Source organism: Maribrevibacterium harenarium, assembly GCF_006385675.1.
Lineage (GTDB): Bacteria > Pseudomonadota > Gammaproteobacteria > Pseudomonadales > Marinomonadaceae > Marinomonas > Marinomonas harenarium.
The window spans coordinates 1-17,713 of the sequence record NZ_VFRR01000005.1 but is presented as its reverse complement, the minus strand read 5'-3'; the positions used below and the strand labels follow the sequence as shown (position 1 = coordinate 17,713).

Below are 17,713 nucleotides of genomic sequence, written 5' to 3'. Positions count from 1 at the left end.
ATGACTACAGCAGCGATCCAACAAACTGTTGCTGCTACCGAATCCGCCATACAGCTTTGTATGGCGGCTATGGAGCAAGCAAAATCCCTACAGATTCAAATTTGTGTGTGTGTCGTTGACCTCGCAGGTGAGCCACTTGCAGCCATTCGTATGAATGGCGCACCACTTATCTCTCCGGAAGTCGCTCGCAAAAAAGCCTTTACTGCCGTTTCTTTTGGCAAGCCGACGTTGGATTGGCAGACGAACTTAGCCAACCGCCAAAATGTGCTGCTCGGCTTACAAAGCGAACCTAATTTCACTTTCCTTGGTGGTGGTCTTCCCATCAAGGTCAATGACACCGTTGTCGGCGCCATCGGCGTATCAGGAGGCAACGAACAGCAGGATATTGAATGCGCTACCCACGCCATTCAATCGGTATTTCACAATAATTAAGAGAGAATCCCACGATGTTGAAAAAGCAGTATCCGTTCTACTTAGCCAGCAAGCCTGTCTATGCCAACGAAGATTTGGAAGTACGTAACAAATTCAACGATGAGCTAATCGCTACTGTCGCTTTGGCATCGGCTAGCGATATCGATCAAGCGATTGCTGCCGCAGATAAAGCCCAAGCGGCAATGAAAGCACTACCTTCCTATAAGCGCCAAGCCATCCTGAATCATTGTGTAGCACGCTTCAAAGAGCGCTTTGAAGAGCTAGCCCAAGCCCTTTGCCAAGAAGCGGGTAAGCCTATCAAAGACTCCCGTGGTGAAGTAACTCGATTGATCGACACTTTCCAAATCGCTGCCGAAGAAGCCACTCGTATCTACGGCGAAGTAATGCCACTGGATATCTCTGCCCGGGCCGAAGGTTACCAAGGTATGTGGAAGCGGGTACCGATTGGCCCATGTTCTTTCATCTCACCGTTCAACTTCCCGCTTAACCTAGCAGCACACAAGATTGCTCCAGCAATCGCTGCCGGTTGTACGTTTATTCTAAAGCCTGCTTCTCTAACACCAATCAGTGCGCTTATCGTAGCGGAGATCCTAGCGGAAACCGACCTGCCTGAAGGGGCATTCTCGATCCTTCCTTGTCGTCGCGACGGTGCGGATCTATTTACTACTGACGACCGCCTGAAACTGCTTAGCTTTACTGGTTCCCCTGATGTGGGTTGGGATCTGAAGAAAAAAGCAGGTAAAAAGCCAGTGGTACTGGAGCTAGGCGGCAACGCCGCTTGTATCGTTGACGAAGGTACCGACCTGGATGATGCGGTGACTCGTATCATCTTTGGTGCTTACTACCAGTCCGGTCAAAGCTGTATCAGCGTACAACGCATCATGGTACACGAATCACTGTTTGAAGAAGCCAAAACCAAGCTTACTGCAGCCGTTAAGGGGTTGGTAATGGGTGACCCAGCAGATGAAAATACCTTCATCGGTCCAATGATCTCGGTAAAAGAAGCTGAGCGTCTACACGGCTGGGTGGAAGCAGCTCAAGCAGCGGGCGCCACCGTATTGGCCGGTGGTAACCGCAATGGTGCTATGCTCGAAGCAACGCTACTTACCGACGTAACAGATGAAATGGACGTTTACAATCAAGAAGCCTTTGGCCCAGTAGCGATCATTTCCAAGTTCTCTGACTTTGATGCGGCACTCGAAGAAGTGAACAATTCAGACTTCGGCCTACAAGCGGGTATCTTTACCAAAGATATCTACAAAGCACACAAAGCTTGGGATGTGCTTGAAGTGGGTGGCGTAGTGATCGGTGATGTACCATCTTGGCGTGTCGACCATATGCCCTACGGTGGTGTAAAAGACTCTGGCCTTGGCCGCGAGGGTATTCGTTACGCGATTGAAGATATGACAGAGATGAAACTAATGGTGTTACGTACGCCTAAGTAAGCTCTCCCGTTCATCCAAAAAGCCAACACCACGTTGGCTTTTTTCGTTTCAGAAAGGATTAGCTATGTCCACCGTAACAACCTCTATAGGTAGGTCTAGACTGCTGATACCCTTGCTGGGGTATTTAGTCGCCTTTGGTCCGCTTTCTGTTGATATGTATCTGCCGAGTTTGCCTACCATCGCGGCAGACCTCGACAGCCCCCAGTCAACTATCCAATACACGATCACTTCCTTTTTAGTCGGTATGGCTATCGGTATGCTGCTCTTCGGCCCTTTATCCGATTTGCTTGGCCGCAAGAAATTATTGCTTGTTGGTACCTTCTGCTATGTACTCGCCAGTATCGGCTGTGCCCTAGCCCAAACTGGTGAATCTTTGGTCATGTTAAGGTTTGCCCAATCCCTAGGAGCAGCTTCTGCTGCGGTATTGGCTCGCGCTCTGGTGCGAGATTTATTTGGTACTCAGCAAGCTGCTGGTATTCTATCGACAATGCATATTATTTCGATGATCGTGATGCTGATGGCGCCGATTCTCGGTGCTTACATCGTACGATTTTTTGATTGGCGTTGGATTTTCTATTTTTTAGGAGCTTTTTCCGCCGTGGCCTTTATTGGCATTGCTCTCATCATCCAGGAGCCTAGTCGGGAAAAAAATGCCTCCTTCAACATCAAGGACTATTTTCGGGCCTATGGCGAGTGCCTATCGATCCCTGCTGTTACCTTCTATATCTTAACCAACGGTTTTTCATTTGCCGGTATGTTTGCTTTTATCGCGGCTTCTGCATTTGTCTACATCGATGCTTATGGCTTCAGCGAAACAAGCTACGGATTTTTCTTCTCTGCTAATATCGGGGCCATCATTCTGATGACAGTGCTAAACAAACGCTTGGTAAAGCACTACTCCTCAAGTAGAGCATTGCACGCTGCCTGTTTAGTTTCACTAGGCGCCACCATCGCCATGTCTCTCATCGCGCTATTTTTCCATGAGTTGCCTTTGCTATTCTTGCTTGGCACCATGCTCTATATCAGCGTTACCGGCTCTATTGGTGCCAACTGCCTCGCCATTTTGTTCAGCATCGTGCCAGAACGGGCAGGTACCGCAGCAGGATTATTGGTGGCTGGGCAATTTGCTTTTGGTGGGCTGTGTAGCTATGTCACGACACTGGTATTTGATGGATCAGCGGCTTCATTACTATTGGTAATGGCGGGGTGTGGTAGTGCCTGTGTGGTCTGCTATCTGTTTACTCAAGGGGGCTTTGGTCATATCAAGACTTAGTTAGCCATAAAAAAGGCTGGGACAACAACCCAGCCTTTGCTCTTCAAACATTAAGAGGCAATGCCGTTCTTTATGAGCGACGCACCTTGCTGGCAACAAATACCACGATTGATAACACCGTAAATACCAACAAGGTCAACGAGATTGGCCGATCTATAAAGATGGAAAAATCCCCATTCGACACACCTAACGCCTGACGCATACGATTCAAAAATACAGGACCCAATACTAAGCCAAGAATAATGGGTACTGCCGGTATGTTATTGCGTTTCATCACATAACCAATGATGGAGAAAAACAAGGCGATAAGTGCATCACTGATTTGATAGTTCTGGCTGTAGGCTCCAAGGAAGCCAAGCACAAAAATCAAAGCGCCAATAAAACGCCCACGCACACGGGTAATATTAACGATGTATTTGGAAGCAAACGTTAGGTAAATGAACACCACTGCGTTCATAAAGAACAAGGACACATACAAGCCGGAAATGAATTCCGGATGCTCGGTAAACAAGCGCGGGCCTGGGATATAGTTGTGTACCATAAATACCGATAACAACATCGCCATCAAGGCATCTGCAGGGATACCAAACGCTAATAGTGGAATCAATACAGAAGCCGTCACAGCATTGTTTGATGTTTCAGAGGCGACAATACCTGCTTCGGCTCCGTTGCCAAACTCTTCCGGCTTTTTAGAAAATTTCTGCGCCAAGGTGTAGGAAAAGAACTGGGAGCCAAACTCCCCTACCCCAGGCAGTAGTCCCATCACTACCCCAAGAATGGCAGAACGAATGGCCGTGACTTTATTTCTAAGCAGTACGGTGAAACCGTCGAAACGACCACTTCCCTCTAATTTGGTTTTGAATGAATCTCCAGACTTGGTTGAGAGTAATATGTAGGCTTGTGACATAGCAAATAAACCAATCACAGCAGGCACTAGGGGGACGCCAGCCAACAAAAACGACTGATCAAAGGTGTACACCTGAGTATTGTACGAGCGGTCAATGCCAATTGTTCCGAGAAACATACCTAGACCGATCATGGCTGCCGCTTCTATGGCATAGTTGTTGTGGGCTAGTACCACAAACACCATCCCAAGTAGCGCCAACATGGCAAACTCCGCCGAACCAAACAGTGTTGCTACTTGGGACAGAATTGGGGCAAAGAATACTAACGACAACACACTAACAATGCCGCCAAAAAATGACGATGTATAAGCAATAGAAAGTGCTTTCTTCCCCTCTCCACGTTTCGCCATGGGGTAACCATCATAGGTGGTGAGCACCGCCACCGGTGTACCTGGGGTATTCATCAATATGGCCGGTATGGCCCCCCCATACCAAGCGCCGCCATAGACTCCGAGCAGCAACGTCACCCCAAAAAGAGGTTCCATAGTAAACGTCAAAGGTAACAGGATCGCCATCACCCCAGCGGGTTCTAAACCGGGAATCGAACCGATGGTGACCCCTATCAAAGCCCCAATTAGTACGGCCCAAATCACGCCGCCGCTAAATACTTCATTGAAACCTAAACTTAATAGTTCCATTTTCTTTCTCTAAATCTGTTTACAGATATTGGTTCATAAACCAAAGCCATTGACCACTGAACAAGGCCTCATACAGCATTGGATCAGGGAACCAGATGTTCACCCCAACTCGGAAGATCAGCACAATCAAAGTAACCGCTGCGAACGCGTTTAACGCCCAGATCCAATTGAGCAGTCGACTGAGCCACAGCAGTGCCAAGACAAATAGCAAGGTGGCGAGTGCGAAGCCAATCACACCAACGCCGTAGATATAAATGACAAACAAGACGCAGGTCACCAACACCACATGGTAGTGGCCAAGATTACGAGCCAGCGACTGGGCCCAGGTCGGCTCATCCGGTAGGCGTCGCCAGATAGTCAGCAATTTGATCAGTGAAAAAACGCTAATATACCAAGGCCAGTAAGCGGCGCGATATAAGGTTGCGTAAACCAGTCCCGGTGACGCACAACAGTAGTCGTGTGATCAGCAAAAGAGATGATCAGGTAAGTCGATAGGATCAACACGATCACAAAGAACAACTTAGATTTGCGGTATTCCATGTGGGTCTACGGCCTCCGAACTTGTTTAAGTTGGTTGGCAATCGGCATAATCAACACTGGACAGGTCGAGTTATGAATCACTTTTTGTGCGGTAGAACCAAGAAAGAATCGGGATAACGCATTCACCCGGCGATCTCCCATCACAATCAAGTGGGCATCTAATTGCTGAGCGACTTCCACAATCTTGTGCGCTGGATCGCCAAATACCACAACGATTTCAATCTGTTCCTCGTTGAAATTGGATACTGCCTCGACCTCCTCCACAACAAATCGATGAATCCGTTGTTTCATGTATTCATATAGCTCTTGTTTGAGCGCACCAAGGTGTTTGTCGTGGGCTTTTTTTAATTTAAACCCTCCTAGGGTTTCATCTTGTCCCCGATGAAATTGATCTGACACATGCAGAAAATGGATTTTTCCTTGGGTGAGCACAGCCTGCTCGATAGCTGCACGGAATACCACTCGGCTACCTTCTTCCAAATCAGAAGCGTAGAGAATATTTTTCATTAACGACTCCTACACAGAGACAAATGGAAACAAAACAGCCACCGCTTGGGTGGCTGTTTAAATCGATTGATAACTACTTAGCGCGGTTAACAACCTTGCGCACGGTGTATTCCAATAGGCCTTCGATGCCGAACTCTACCCCTAAGCCAGAAGACTTATTACCGCCAAATGGTACATGTGGCAGCACTTCCGCATGGTTATTCACCCAAACCGTACCTGAGTCGAGTTGATCCACCACCCAGTCTAGCTCATCACCAGGTTCACCCCATACTGAGCCGCCAAGAGCAAACTCCTCATGAATAGCGTGTTCCATAACTTCTTCCACACTGTCAAACGGGATAATAGGTAGGACGGGGCCAAATTGCTCATCACACACGACTGGCAAGGTATGATGTGGATCTTTCACCAACGTCGGAGCAATGAAGTACCCATCCAGACCTTCGGGTAGGTTAGGTTCGATAACTTCCGCACCGGCAGCTTTAGCCTCGTCAATCATAGCTCGTACACTGTCGTACTGTTTTTGGTTCTGTACCGGACCAAACGTCACACCAGCGTCCATACCGTTACCCACAACTTGCTGGGCAGCAATGTCTGCCAAGGCGTTACTCAAAGCTTCGTATTTAGAACGATGTACGTACAGGCGCTTGAGACAGGCACAGGTTTGCCCCATGTTGAGGAACGATGTCATAAACACCTTCATAGCGATTTGGTCCACATCAGCACTGGCCAAAACAATACCGGCGTCATTGCCACCCAGCTCCAATGTCGCTTTCTTTAGGTCAGCAGCGGCGATCTTCGCAAGATGCTTACCGACACCGGTCGACCCAGTGAAGACCAACTTTTTAATGTCCTTGTGCTGCACTAGTGGCTCGCCGATCTCTCGCCCTCCGAGTACGACCTGAACCAAGTTGGGCACCGTGTGCTGATTGATGATTTCGGCGAGCTTAATGGTATTCACCGGCGTCAATGACGAAGGCTTCACGACCACACTGTTACCCACTTTGAGTGCTGGCATGATATGCCAAACAGCGATCATTAATGGCCAGTTCCAAGGCGTTATCGAAGCAACAACCCCCAAAGGCTCACGACGCACTTCTACATAGCGCTCAGCACTGTCTTCAATGACCTCTGGCTTTAGCTCAAGACTCGCGTTATAGCGGGTCCAAGCTGCTGCCCCTCCTACCTCCATCTGCGCCAATGGCAAGGGTTTACCTTGTTCCGCTACCACGATTTGTGCAAGCTCTGGGGCGGCAACCTCGATCGCATCGGCAACCGCCATTAGGGCAGCGGTACGCTCAGCGTCTGTTTTCTTGCGCCACATTTCAAATGCCACTTTGGCTTTCGCTACGGAGCTATCCAAACCAAGATGATCGGTAGATTCCAAAGTACGGAAAACCGCTTTAGTGGCAGGGTTAATTACTTCTATTTGCATTGTTACATCACCATTATTGTTATTAGCTACTCTCGCTGGCACCCATTATTACTGGGCGCTTTGAGCCAATTTCTGGGCATTGGCGTAGTCCAGCTCAATCACTTTTGCCGCATCATCCATATTGGTCCAGTAAACACCGGCACCCGTGGTTTCCTGAAGCTCGATAACCTGTGGCGTTTGCAGCGCATCCTGAGCGATGGCAGCGATCTTTTCTTTGATTTCACGAGGGGTACCTTTAGGAACAAACAAACCATTCCACAAGGTTTGGGCAATGCCCGTTGCTTCATTCAACGTTGGCACGTCAGGGTGGGTAACCAGGCGGTTAAAGGTATAGGACGTTAGCAATTTCACATCGCCGGAATCTAAACAAGGAAGAATCAACTGAGTGGTGGTATTGATAATATCCGCATCACCATTAGCCAACGTTGCACAGTCAAGTGCATCAAAGGCTGAATCTGCAGCAATCTTAATACCCTCCTGATCAGCCGCTTTAAATGTCAACGCGGTTGGTAGAGCTTGATAACCGAAATGACCAAGGCTGATATCGTGGGACTTTGAGTAGTTAGCAAGCTCCGCCAGGTTGCTATAAGGAGCATCGGCTTTGGTTGCTAATACAAACGGATAATCAAGGAAGATGCCAACGGGCTCAAAGTCATCGGCAGTATAGGGTGCATTACCACCAACCACTTGGGAAGTTACCAAATCCACCACGAACGAGCCGATTACACTGCCATCGGGACGAGACTGAGCAACCGTAGTGGCACCCAGTACACCGCCACCGCCTGGCTTATTCACCACACTGGCAGGGACTCCCGTTTGTTTGGACATTTCCTCGGCAATAGCGCGGGTCAAGACATCTTCCAAATCACCTGGTGGCCAAGGCACGATAAAACGCACCGGGCGATTCGGATAATTGGCAGCCGTGGCTGATACAGCAATACTCAGTAGTGCCGCACCGGAAACGAATTTGACTAGCTTACTCGCTGATTTTTTCATTGTTGTAGATTCCTTTTGTTTGCGATAAGTCAAAAATTACACCTGTCGATGCCAAGCCTCTATGTCCCCTTAGGGATATTTTTTCCAATTAAGCTTCCGTTCAAAAGCAATTCGACTGAGTAACCAAAACCGCCACACGAATAACATTTTCAGGAAAAGTCCTATCCATTGGCGAGAAACGTCCATTCATTCTTCGTCGCTAAGGGCGAATAATGACTTCACTCGGTACTGCACCGACACTTAGTAAAAAAACAATAACGAGGTTGCTCATGAAACGTGCTAATCCACTATTAAACGATCTACAGTCCGTTCTTCCCCAAATTGCTGCTAACGCCAGCAAAGCAGAGGAACTCAAGAAGGTTCCCCAAGAAAACATCGACTTACTCAAAAGCGTGGGGTTACATAAAGCATTCTTGCCCAAAGCCTACGGTGGCTATGAGATCTCGCTACCAGAATTTTGCGACTGTATCGCTGCCCTGGCTGGTGCTTGCTGTAGCACTGCCTGGGCCTTTAGCCTGCTTTGTACCCACAACCACCAACTGGCTATGTTCTCCAAGCAAATGCAAGATGATATTTGGGGAGAGAATCCAGACGCTACCGCCAGCAGCAGTATTGCCCCGTTTGGTCGCTATGAAGAGACCGAGGGTGGCATCATTTTTAATGGTGACATGAAGTGGAGTTCCGGCTGCGACCACGCTGAATGGGCAATTGTTGGCTTCCTACGGGACAACCCAGAAGGCGCGAAAGACTATTGCTTTGCTGTTATTCCACGCTCTGATTACACCATCCTTGAAGACTGGGATGCGATGGCCATGAAGGGCTCTGGCACGAAAACCTTGGCAATCAAAGACGCATTCGTTCCTGAGCATCGCATTCAAAAAGCGAAGGATATGATGGAAGGTAAATCAGCCGGATACGGTTTATACCCAGACAGCAAAATTTTCTATGCACCTTACCGCCCTTACTTTGCCTCTGGCTTCGCGGCGATGGGTCTAGGTGTAGCAGAACGTATGCTGAAGGTGTTTAAAGAAATCACGGAAACTCGTGTACGGGCTTATACCGGGGCCAAAGTAGGCGCTGCGACTCCAGCATTAATGCGTTTGGCTGAGTCAACCCATCAGGTTATGGCGGCGCGGGCATTTATGGAAAAAACGTGGGAAGAGCACGCCGCATTTGCTGAAGCGAAACGCTATCCAACTCGTGAAGAACTTGCCTACTGGCGTACCAATCAAGCTTATTCAGTCAAAATTTGTATTGAAGCCGTTGATCGCCTATTCAACGCCCTTGGCGCTAACCAATGGTATCTGGATAAGGAAGCACAGCGTCTGTTCCGCGATAGTCATATGACTGGTGCGCATGCCTACACTGACTACGATGTATGTGCCCAGATTCTTGGCCGCGAAATCATGGGCTTGGAACCGGACCCAACGCTACTGTAAGTCACGTCCCCCACTATCAAGGGCAGGCAGCCTCGGCTCCCTGCCCTTTTGTTCCCCGATTAAAATAAGAGAGAAACATCATGAGCTTTGATCCAAAAGAATTTCGTCGCTGCCTTGGCAATTTTGCCACTGGAGTAACAGTCATCACGGCCAAAGATGACCAAGGCAATCAAGTAGGTGTCACCGCCAACAGTTTTAACTCCGTATCACTGGACCCGCCTCTCGTACTTTGGAGCATCATCAAACAGTCTGGCAGCTACCCTGTTTTTGAACAGGCGACCCACTTCGCGGTGAATATTCTCGCGGCTGATCAGATTGACCTATCCAATCACTTTGCTCGTCCTAGTGACGATAAATTTGCCGATATTGACTATGTTGCCGGTGTCGGCAACTCACCAATTTTGGCAAATACCGCCGCCAATTTTCAGTGTGAAAACTACCAAATCGTTGATGGTGGGGACCACTGGATCATGATTGGTAAAGTCGTAGCCTTCGAAAACCATGGTCGCGCACCACTACTTTATGTGCAGGGCAGCTACGCTGGCGCCATCCCCTTTACTGGAGCCCAAACCAGCGATAAAAATGTTGCTTCTACCGCAACCTTAGAACGCCTCCACAACAGCGCTATCTACCTCATGAATAAGGTGCTGCAAAAAATCCAAGAAAACTACCTACCTAAGCAGTCATCAACCGGATTAAACACCAGTGAAGCACGCCTACTGTTGGTTCTGAGTGATACCGATAACGCCACGTTGGAACGACTGAAAGATCTCGTTACCATCCCCTCTGCAGATGTAGAAGCCGGTGTCGAGCGGTTATTATCATTTGGTTTAATTGAGTCTAGCTTATCGTTAACTGCTCGGGGCAACGAAGTGGCCGAGCGTTTATGGAATATCTCCGAGCAACAAACCGAAGAAGTGTTTGCTGCCTTTAGCGAAGAGGAGTACCAGAGTTTTAAGCAACAGCTACAAACTCTACTGAAACAGCTCTCTTAGAGCCTATGCTGTATTGGCAATAATGCTTTTTGCTCCTATAAGCCAAGGTCATCATCGACCTTGGCTTTTTTATTTATTTTTGGTCAAAAAAAAGCGCAACTGAGTTGCGCACAAAAAGGGTATCACCCTGTAGAAATGATCCTAAATTAAACTTTCGGAGGGCTTTCCCCTGGGAGCTGTACTGAAATCAATGAGCGGTGTGATCAGCACAGAATTAGAATAAATCATATACATACTCGGTTATATGTCCCTTTCGAGACATATTCACATCTATTAAAGACGACTAAAGCGATAGGGAGTGGGGTCAACAATTGGCTCTTCTTCTAACACTAAATCCGCAGCTAATTGCCCAGCGGCAGGGCCGGTACCAAAGCCATGGCCAGAAAAGCCCGTAGCAATGGTCAGCCCCGGAATTTGGTCAATACGCTCAATCACTGGGTTAGAGTCTGGAGTCACTTCCAGAATCCCTGCCCACGCCTCAGCAATTTGGGCTTGCTCGAAAACAGGCCAAGCCTGACGCAAATTCGTTAGCGCTTCGTTGTTGAGAATAGGGTTTGCCGCTGGATCATTAATACGGTATTTCTCAAAGGGTGTTATTGTAGAAGCATCCCAAGTTTTCGCCATGCCAAGCTGTTTGAAGAACTCTTTACCGAACTTGATACGCAAGAAACTACGTTGCGTTTTCAACTGTTCCAAGTAGCGCATCCCAATCAATAGATGGTCAGGGGTGACATGAGCATCCAAGCCTCCCCGTTGGGTAACGATGTAACCTCCATCATCATGCTTACGGAAAGAGAAATCTGGGCCACCAACGGCAATATCACTCGGCCCCTCCATCGGCGTAGTGCGTAACACAGAACACACTAAGGGCAACGTTGGCAGCGATACCCCAAGATTTCCTAAAAAACGTCGGGACCAGGCACCACCACATAGTAATACCTGCTCACACCGAATTTCCCCTTTCTCCGTTGCCACACCAGTAACCTTACCGCCTTCCAGTAACAGGGTTCTCACAGCGCAATTTTGCACAATGGTCACTCCCTTACGCTGGGCCGCTTTGGCAATCGCTGTCGCTGCCTTTGCTGGTTCAGCACGACCATCAGATGGGGTATAAATCCCCCCCTTCCAATCTCCTTTCCCACCGGGAACTAGGACATCGATATCCTTAGCCGACATAAGGCGAGAGTCCAGTTGCAAATCAGCAACCGAGTTAAGCCAGTCGTCATAGATAGACATTTGCTCATCTGAACGGGTTAGGAACATGATGCCATTTTGGCGATAGCCGACATCCTCTCCAACCCGCTCGGCCATGTTGACCCACATCTTGTCAGCCGCCGCAGCTAATGGCACATCATGGGCATGGCGGCTGGTTTTACGAATCCAGCCAAGGTTACGGGAAGACTGCTCACAAGCAATATGGCCTTTCTCGATCAACACTACGTCGATATTCTTTTCCGCCATCGCTAATGCCGCACTGACACCAACAATTCCCCCGCCGATGATGACCACCGTTACCTTTGCCGGCAAGATATCTGGTGTCGCTATTTTCTCCAACAATTTGGTCATTGCTCGTTTTCTCCTATGTGGGCATTGCCAACCAAGTAACTAGAATCATTGATCCAGTTTGATGTGCTCGACTTTTGCTTCGCTGGCACCACGGTAAGCTGTCACCTCCAGTTCAACTTTATAAACAGTCGAGCCCAGGGGAGGACAAGTCACCGTTGTGGTAGGGTCTACACCACGGAATTTCTTACCAATAAACTCCATCACACTTGGCGTGTCCTCTGGATTTTGAATAAACACACGGGACATCACGACATCTTTAAGCGATGCGCCAACGGCCTGCAACGCGGTTTCAATATTCTCAAAGACCTGCTCAGTTTGTTCGAGCACATCCTCTGGAATCGTTTTTGTTACGGGGTTGCGGCCCGCCGTGTTCGAAACAAATATCCAGTTATCAACGGCTACCACGCGGGAGTAGCTAGCAATCTCTTCAAATTGGGAACCGGTTTTGACTTTAGTAATTTTCGCCATGGGATATACCTTGTTAAATCGAAAGGAAACGGAACTGATCACCAGCCCCAATAGATAAGTTATTTCAGGGCTGGCTCTTGCCAGAGGTTCAAAGACACACCGATGCCTTTGGCAAGTGCATTGCGATAGATCTTGGTGGCCCAAGCCACGTCCTCTACGGGCATCCCCCCGGCCGACATCACGATGATCTCTTCGTCATTTAGACGTGCAGGAGAGTCACCAGCAACGATGGCTCCAAGATCTTCCAATTCTTCTTTGCTCATCAAGCCATCTTCAATCATGTCCATGAAGCGCATTCCGACCAGTGGAATATGATGGTGGGCAGGCTTAGGCACCTCTTCGTACCAAGCTTCGTACAAGCCAATACTATCCATGACTTTACGCACCCCTGCGCCGCTCATACCGTCGTCGAGCATACAACTGGCAGGCATCGCCAGATAAGCGCCAGGCTTTACCCACTCTCGTTTTACTATTGGGTATTTAGAGGGATCGCCTACCTCGCCGGAATTACAGTAAGTGACTATGTCACAACCACGTACCGCTTGTTCTACGGTATCCACGACCTCAACATTGGTAATTTGCGGATATTCTTTGGCTACCCATTCCAAGAAAGCATCAATATTCTTTTGTCCCCGACCTTTAAGTTTTAAGGTATCGATATTCGGGCGTACCGCCATAAAGGAAGCTAGAGACGTTCGTCCCATCACTCCAGGACCAAGCAAGCCAACTACTTTGGCATCTTGGCGGGCAAGATAGCGCGCTCCGACTCCGGGTATCGCACCGGTGCGGTATGCGGATAACAAATTGGCAGACATATAAGCCAAAGGTGCACTGGTCTCGATATCATTAAGAATAAACATCAAGATAGACCGTGGTAGGCCACGCTCGCGGTTTGCGATATTGGAGCCATACCATTTCACACCACAAGTCTGAAAGTCTCCACCTAAGTAGGCAGGCATTGCCATCAAGCGACGGTCTGCGGTGGGTTTGGGCATGGTTGGAAACGGGGAATGCTCAGGGAAGGTGACCATCGCGCCATGGGAGTCACTATTGGGACCTGCCATGCGATAATCACCTTTGTGTAGCAATACAAACATCTCTTCCATGGTATCAACACAGGCTGCCATATCCGTGACGCCAGCTTTAATCATGTCCGGTTCGGACAAATAAATAAAATCGATTTGGGTACTCTCGGTTGCTTGGTTTTGTGACATACTGAAGCCCTGATCTTTTATGGGTTGTTATTATTGGCATAGCGCCCCTAGGTGGAGAGCTATGGTCAAACACCGTGTTAAAACAACTTCATGCTAGTCAGGGGCATTACTGACGTATTGAATATTTACGACAAGCCATGCAGATCGATAATGTAAGCAGACCCAAACTGTAGTGACCAATGACCTTATTCACCCAACAAGCAACCAAGCACTATGCGGAACAACCTTGGTTTGTATTGAATGCTGCATCAGGGTTTACCTTGTGTCCTTCTGCTCATCCGGCCGTGTCCCACTACTACAGTTTTATGGTGGATATCAATGTTGAGGCCACCTATGCGGTACCAGATGGATGTGTTGACCTCATTTTTGATACCAATGAAGAGAGCGCCTCTGCAGCCATTTGCGGTACTACTTTAGAGGCCAGTGATGCACTGTTTAAACCCGAACATCGCTATTTCGGCGTACGCTTTAAGCTAGGAATGCTGCCAGAGTTTCTAAATGTTAGAGCTAACGAGGTAATTAACCAGACGATAGATTTGGGAGACACAACGATCACCGCCCATGCGTTAATCGAAACGATGGCGAGTTGCCCCAGTTTTGCCAAGAGGGTCGAATTTTTTGAAACGATACTGAGCAAAGCCGCGAGCTTCGAGCCAAGTGCGTTAACTCAATTTTCGCTGCAGCAGTTGATTCAGCATCAGGGTAATATGCGTATGGAATCGTTAGAACAGCTAACTGGCTACAGCTTACGAACTATACAGCGACAATTTAAACAGGATATTGGACTACCCCCCAAAGTCTTTGGACGCATAATTCGTTGTCAGGCGGCATTGCACTCTCTACATAAACTCAATGGAGTCAGCTACTCTGATTTAGCATTTTCGTTAGGGTTTAGTGACCAGCCTCACTTTCTTCGCGAATTTAAAAAACTCGTCAGCACGACACCACTGGCCTATCAAGACACCATAAGAGCCTCAGGTTACAACGATAAAATTAGCTTAGTCGCTAACATCTCCCAAGATAACAAAGGGAGCATCCCCACGAGCAAAAATTTCCATCAAGATGATAAAAGCTAATTAAAGCGAAAGCTGAGGAAGGGCACGAAGCCCCCTATCTGTCATTTTTTGGCTAAAGGCAGTATTTTTATGGTGCTGGGGGCTCCAGCCCAACAAGAAACGATGAAAATCCGCCCAAGCTACTGCGAATAATTCATACCACTCACTGCAAACCGCATCAGACAAATCTGGAGATTCCCCCTGAGCTATCAGGCACCGGTTCAACTCGGAGAAGTAATACTCTAGCAAGTATTCAATATGCAGATCTAATGTACGCTCGTCTAGGCAGCTGCCAAGAAAATAAGCAACATCCTGGCTACCAATCCCTTTACCAACATATTGAAAGTCTACCGCTGCGACTTGACTCATATCCTCACTGAAACAGAAATTCGCTACTTTTGCATCACCGTGCACCAGCGTCTGGAAACGGGCCTGCTCCAAACAACGGTCAATCTCTTGTGCATGTTGTTTTAGCGGCCCATCTACCATGGCTCGCCACTCATCGGGGCGTGTATTCAAATGCCAGTAGGTACCCCGTGACCATAATCCAGCAGGCCAATCCGCTGCGGGCTCAGCACATAGAAATTCACTATGAAAACAAGCCAACCACTCTAGGCACACTAATGACTGCTCAACTGATAGTTCGTCGCAACGTCTATCAAAGCCTACACTATCTAAATCTTCCAGCAATAAATGCAAGCATTCACTATCTTCATAGAAACCAAAACATTTCGCCGTTCTGGCTGTGCTAGTGCAACGCTTATTCCAATGCTGATACCAGTTCCTCTCGACTTGATAAGAATCGAGTTTACGCTGATGGGCATGATCCGAATGCCAACCTCGGGGATGATGAGATTGTTGGTCAAAGCGGATACTCTTTAAAACAACCTTATCAATTCCCTCAACCCCACCGACACGATAGCGTGACAAATTACCATAACCACTCCATAGACTTTGAATATGTCCGAGATGTGTAACACTGCGGGCGGCTAGGGTTCTTTTTATAAAGATATCCGGTGTCATACGGTTTTTACATTGATGAATGGTAGGAGCTATTTTACGCAATAATAGAATGAGTTAGGAGCTGTTACGGAGCGACTTTACAAACTTGCTTGGATTGCGGGGCCAGTGGATTGGGGTCAGACCCTGAGGTATCCCCACAAAATTTCAATATAGATCAGAATGTTAGATAAAGAAGGGAACGTTCATGACTCTTGGCGATCAATAATTTCGCCAAAAACAACTCACCGCCAGAGCCATGAACGCGACTGCTATATTGAACAAAATCTTACCCATTGTCAGCCCCAATATGCATAAAACTCGACGCAAAGCTTTATCGGCTTGTGTCCTCAGTTTAGCTCAAGGCAGTCCTTGCACTGTGACCAGCATTGGTCGAGGGATACTGTCAAAAGCGTATGAAAAACACCGTATTAAACGATCTGATCGATTACTTTCCAATCCAAATTTACGTCGTGAAGCGTTGTCGATCTACGCCTACATTTGCCAGCTGTTTGTCGTTCGGCGACGACCGATTATCAGTGTCGATTGGTCGGATCTCGATGCACGTGGTCAATACTTCTTGATTCGCGCCAGTACCGCCTTTGAAGGACGCTCGATTACTCTCTATGAAGAAGTGCATGACAAAAGCACTAAAGAAAAGCAAAAAACACATCAGAGATTTTTACAAATCCTTAAAGCGCTTCTACCGACTAACACTAAGCCTATCATCGTCACCGATGCGGGATTCAAAACACCATGGTTAGACGAGGTCCTCGAGCAAGGATGGGATTATGTTGGTCGAGTTCGCAAGCCCCGTAAGTACTATGACAGTACTCAGAATACTTGGCATTGCATATCTACCTTGTACCCCAAAGCAAGCAATGATCCCCTATCGCTAGAGTTAACCCATCGTAATTCTTCTCCACGAACAAACCAGTTCGTGCTCTATAAAAGCTCATATAAAGGCCGTCAAGCCGTCACCCAAAAGGGACAGAAACGCAAATCTGGTACTTCTTTAAAAGCGGCGAGAGGAGCCAAAGATCCGTGGTTACTGATATCGACTCTTCCTGTAAATCGCCACTTTGCCAAGCGGTGCGTCAAAATCTATGAAACTCGAATGCAGATTGAAGAGGGTTTTCGTGATATGAAGAGCTGCCGATTCGGGCTTGGGTTTGAGTTAAGCTATACAGTTAAAAAGGAGCGTCTGATTAACTTAATGCTACTCACAACGCTTACAGCAGTGCTACTGATCTTGGTGGGTAAAGTCGTTGAGGTAGCTGGCTATGCGAAGCGCTTCCAAGTCAATACTGTACGCAAGCGAAGAGTTCTGTCTTACTTCTATCTTGGAAAACGAGCCGTTACAACTCGCTTCCAGATAACAAAAAATGAATGGCGGGACGGCATCAGGCAGTTGCTCCAGCAGATGGAGAAAAGAGTCTGATCATGGTTAAAATTGTGGGGATACCTCAGGGTCAGACCCCCTCATAGCCTCAGCATCCCACCCCACCACAGTTCTGGCGGGGGTCTGCCCCCTTGTCAGGAGATCGACTCCTACCAAGAGCGAGGCATCAGGCACTGTTCCGCAGCGACCTTACAAGCTTGCTTGTGGAGCTAGGAACAGTAGCCTGATGGCGAGTGACGGGGATCAACCCATATCAGGGTCAGCCCCCCTGGAGAACAGCTTCCAGCTCAACCACCGTTTTTCTGGGGGTCTGCCCCTTTTGCTATTTCGCTTTTCAGCAGGCACAAAAAAGCCCTGACCGTTTCCGATCAGGGCTTCTGTGTTTGAAGCTTGACGACGACCTACTC

17 protein-coding genes are annotated in these 17,713 nt (G+C 48.1%); 7 read left to right on the top strand and 10 right to left on the bottom strand.

Going from position 1 to position 17,713, the window contains the following annotated elements; genetic code table 11:
* From FJM67_RS04075 to FJM67_RS04065, 3 genes are all read left to right on the top strand, one after another.
* Nucleotides 1-432, top strand: a complete 432-nt coding sequence (locus FJM67_RS04075; RefSeq protein WP_140587398.1) for a GlcG/HbpS family heme-binding protein — start codon at nucleotides 1-3, stop codon at nucleotides 430-432.
* 14 nt (nucleotides 433-446) lie between these two features.
* Nucleotides 447-1,877: an aldehyde dehydrogenase family protein gene (locus tag FJM67_RS04070; RefSeq protein ID WP_140587397.1), complete on the top strand. Its 1,431-nt coding sequence runs from the start codon at nucleotides 447-449 to the stop codon at nucleotides 1,875-1,877.
* Nucleotides 1,878-1,941: 64 nt separating this feature from the next.
* On the top strand, nucleotides 1,942-3,150 hold the full coding sequence (locus FJM67_RS04065; protein ID WP_140587396.1) for a Bcr/CflA family multidrug efflux MFS transporter: 1,209 nt from the start codon (nucleotides 1,942-1,944) through the stop codon (nucleotides 3,148-3,150).
* A 70-nt stretch (nucleotides 3,151-3,220) separates the two neighbouring features.
* On the opposite strand, the gene FJM67_RS04060 is transcribed toward FJM67_RS04065, so the two are convergent.
* The 6 genes from FJM67_RS04060 to FJM67_RS04040 all read right to left on the bottom strand — a co-directional run bounded on the left by FJM67_RS04060 (nucleotide 3,221) and on the right by FJM67_RS04040 (nucleotide 8,168).
* Nucleotides 3,221-4,693 carry a tripartite tricarboxylate transporter permease gene (locus tag FJM67_RS04060; RefSeq protein WP_140587395.1) on the bottom strand — a complete coding sequence of 491 codons (1,473 nt, stop codon included), beginning with the start codon at nucleotides 4,691-4,693 and terminating at the stop codon, nucleotides 3,221-3,223.
* 19 nt (nucleotides 4,694-4,712) lie between these two features.
* On the bottom strand, nucleotides 4,713-5,057 hold the full coding sequence (locus FJM67_RS04055; RefSeq protein ID WP_235889980.1) for a hypothetical protein: 345 nt from the start codon (nucleotides 5,055-5,057) through the stop codon (nucleotides 4,713-4,715).
* Nucleotides 5,058-5,062: 5 nt separating this feature from the next.
* Entirely contained in the window at nucleotides 5,063-5,233 is a 171-nt protein-coding gene (locus tag FJM67_RS17475) for a hypothetical protein (protein WP_181161426.1), read from the bottom strand.
* A gap of 6 nt (nucleotides 5,234-5,239) precedes the next feature.
* Nucleotides 5,240-5,740 (bottom strand): universal stress protein, encoded by a 501-nt coding sequence (locus FJM67_RS04050; RefSeq protein WP_140587393.1) that lies wholly within the window; start codon nucleotides 5,738-5,740, stop codon nucleotides 5,240-5,242.
* Nucleotides 5,741-5,813: 73 nt separating this feature from the next.
* Complete coding sequence (locus FJM67_RS04045) at nucleotides 5,814-7,172, bottom strand: aldehyde dehydrogenase family protein (protein WP_140587392.1); 1,359 nt, start codon at nucleotides 7,170-7,172, stop codon at nucleotides 5,814-5,816.
* 48 nt (nucleotides 7,173-7,220) lie between these two features.
* Complete coding sequence (locus FJM67_RS04040; RefSeq protein ID WP_140587391.1) at nucleotides 7,221-8,168, bottom strand: tripartite tricarboxylate transporter substrate binding protein; 948 nt, start codon at nucleotides 8,166-8,168, stop codon at nucleotides 7,221-7,223.
* A gap of 269 nt (nucleotides 8,169-8,437) precedes the next feature.
* On the opposite strand from FJM67_RS04040, the gene FJM67_RS04035 reads away from it, so the two are divergent.
* Together FJM67_RS04035 and FJM67_RS04030 are read left to right on the top strand one after the other, a co-directional pair.
* Nucleotides 8,438-9,607, top strand: coding sequence for a p-hydroxyphenylacetate 3-hydroxylase oxygenase component (locus FJM67_RS04035; RefSeq protein ID WP_140587390.1), 1,170 nt, complete (start codon nucleotides 8,438-8,440; stop codon nucleotides 9,605-9,607).
* Between the two features lie 80 nt (nucleotides 9,608-9,687).
* Nucleotides 9,688-10,602 (top strand): p-hydroxyphenylacetate 3-hydroxylase reductase component, encoded by a 915-nt coding sequence (locus FJM67_RS04030; protein WP_140587389.1) that lies wholly within the window; start codon nucleotides 9,688-9,690, stop codon nucleotides 10,600-10,602.
* A 273-nt stretch (nucleotides 10,603-10,875) separates the two neighbouring features.
* On the opposite strand, the gene FJM67_RS04025 is transcribed toward FJM67_RS04030, so the two are convergent.
* The 3 genes from FJM67_RS04025 to FJM67_RS04015 are packed head-to-tail and all read right to left on the bottom strand — an operon-like array spanning nucleotide 10,876 to nucleotide 13,850.
* Nucleotides 10,876-12,168 carry an NAD(P)/FAD-dependent oxidoreductase gene (locus FJM67_RS04025; protein ID WP_140587388.1) on the bottom strand — a complete coding sequence of 431 codons (1,293 nt, stop codon included), beginning with the start codon at nucleotides 12,166-12,168 and terminating at the stop codon, nucleotides 10,876-10,878.
* A gap of 45 nt (nucleotides 12,169-12,213) precedes the next feature.
* Complete coding sequence (locus FJM67_RS04020) at nucleotides 12,214-12,636, bottom strand: RidA family protein (RefSeq protein ID WP_140587387.1); 423 nt, start codon at nucleotides 12,634-12,636, stop codon at nucleotides 12,214-12,216.
* Between the two features lie 59 nt (nucleotides 12,637-12,695).
* Nucleotides 12,696-13,850 carry a tyramine oxidase subunit B gene (locus FJM67_RS04015; protein ID WP_140587386.1) on the bottom strand — a complete coding sequence of 385 codons (1,155 nt, stop codon included), beginning with the start codon at nucleotides 13,848-13,850 and terminating at the stop codon, nucleotides 12,696-12,698.
* Nucleotides 13,851-14,029: 179 nt separating this feature from the next.
* Between FJM67_RS04015 and FJM67_RS04010 the strand changes: the two genes are divergently transcribed.
* The gene (locus FJM67_RS04010) at nucleotides 14,030-14,926 is read left to right on the top strand and encodes a helix-turn-helix domain-containing protein (protein ID WP_140587385.1); all 897 of its coding nucleotides are present in this window, start codon (nucleotides 14,030-14,032) and stop codon (nucleotides 14,924-14,926) included.
* On the opposite strand, the gene FJM67_RS04005 is transcribed toward FJM67_RS04010, so the two are convergent.
* Nucleotides 14,927-15,928 (bottom strand): phosphotransferase, encoded by a 1,002-nt coding sequence (locus tag FJM67_RS04005; RefSeq protein WP_140587384.1) that lies wholly within the window; start codon nucleotides 15,926-15,928, stop codon nucleotides 14,927-14,929.
* 355 nt (nucleotides 15,929-16,283) lie between these two features.
* Between FJM67_RS04005 and FJM67_RS04000 the strand changes: the two genes are divergently transcribed.
* Entirely contained in the window at nucleotides 16,284-17,345 is a 1,062-nt protein-coding gene (locus tag FJM67_RS04000) for an IS4 family transposase (protein ID WP_219845882.1), read from the top strand.
* The last annotated feature ends 368 nt before the right edge of the window (nucleotides 17,346-17,713 follow it).

Bases quoted from the DNA above. Each gene is read 5' to 3' on its own strand.
- FJM67_RS04065 (WP_140587396.1), top strand. From the start codon at position 1,942: ATGTCCACCGTAACAACCTCTATAGGTAGGTCTAGACTGCTGATACCC.
- FJM67_RS04010 (WP_140587385.1), top strand. From the start codon at position 14,030: ATGACCTTATTCACCCAACAAGCAACCAAGCACTATGCGGAACAACCT.
- FJM67_RS04020 (WP_140587387.1), bottom strand. From the start codon at position 12,636: ATGGCGAAAATTACTAAAGTCAAAACCGGTTCCCAATTTGAAGAGATT.
- FJM67_RS04025 (WP_140587388.1), bottom strand. From the start codon at position 12,168: ATGACCAAATTGTTGGAGAAAATAGCGACACCAGATATCTTGCCGGCA.
- FJM67_RS04005 (WP_140587384.1), bottom strand. From the start codon at position 15,928: ATGACACCGGATATCTTTATAAAAAGAACCCTAGCCGCCCGCAGTGTT.
- FJM67_RS04030 (WP_140587389.1), top strand. From the start codon at position 9,688: ATGAGCTTTGATCCAAAAGAATTTCGTCGCTGCCTTGGCAATTTTGCC.
- FJM67_RS04045 (WP_140587392.1), bottom strand. From the start codon at position 7,172: ATGCAAATAGAAGTAATTAACCCTGCCACTAAAGCGGTTTTCCGTACT.
- FJM67_RS04035 (WP_140587390.1), top strand. From the start codon at position 8,438: ATGAAACGTGCTAATCCACTATTAAACGATCTACAGTCCGTTCTTCCC.
- FJM67_RS04060 (WP_140587395.1), bottom strand. From the start codon at position 4,693: ATGGAACTATTAAGTTTAGGTTTCAATGAAGTATTTAGCGGCGGCGTG.
- FJM67_RS04075 (WP_140587398.1), top strand. From the start codon at position 1: ATGACTACAGCAGCGATCCAACAAACTGTTGCTGCTACCGAATCCGCC.
- FJM67_RS04070 (WP_140587397.1), top strand. From the start codon at position 447: ATGTTGAAAAAGCAGTATCCGTTCTACTTAGCCAGCAAGCCTGTCTAT.
- FJM67_RS17475 (WP_181161426.1), bottom strand. From the start codon at position 5,233: ATGGAATACCGCAAATCTAAGTTGTTCTTTGTGATCGTGTTGATCCTA.
- FJM67_RS04050 (WP_140587393.1), bottom strand. From the start codon at position 5,740: ATGAAAAATATTCTCTACGCTTCTGATTTGGAAGAAGGTAGCCGAGTG.
- FJM67_RS04040 (WP_140587391.1), bottom strand. From the start codon at position 8,168: ATGAAAAAATCAGCGAGTAAGCTAGTCAAATTCGTTTCCGGTGCGGCA.
- FJM67_RS04015 (WP_140587386.1), bottom strand. From the start codon at position 13,850: ATGTCACAAAACCAAGCAACCGAGAGTACCCAAATCGATTTTATTTAT.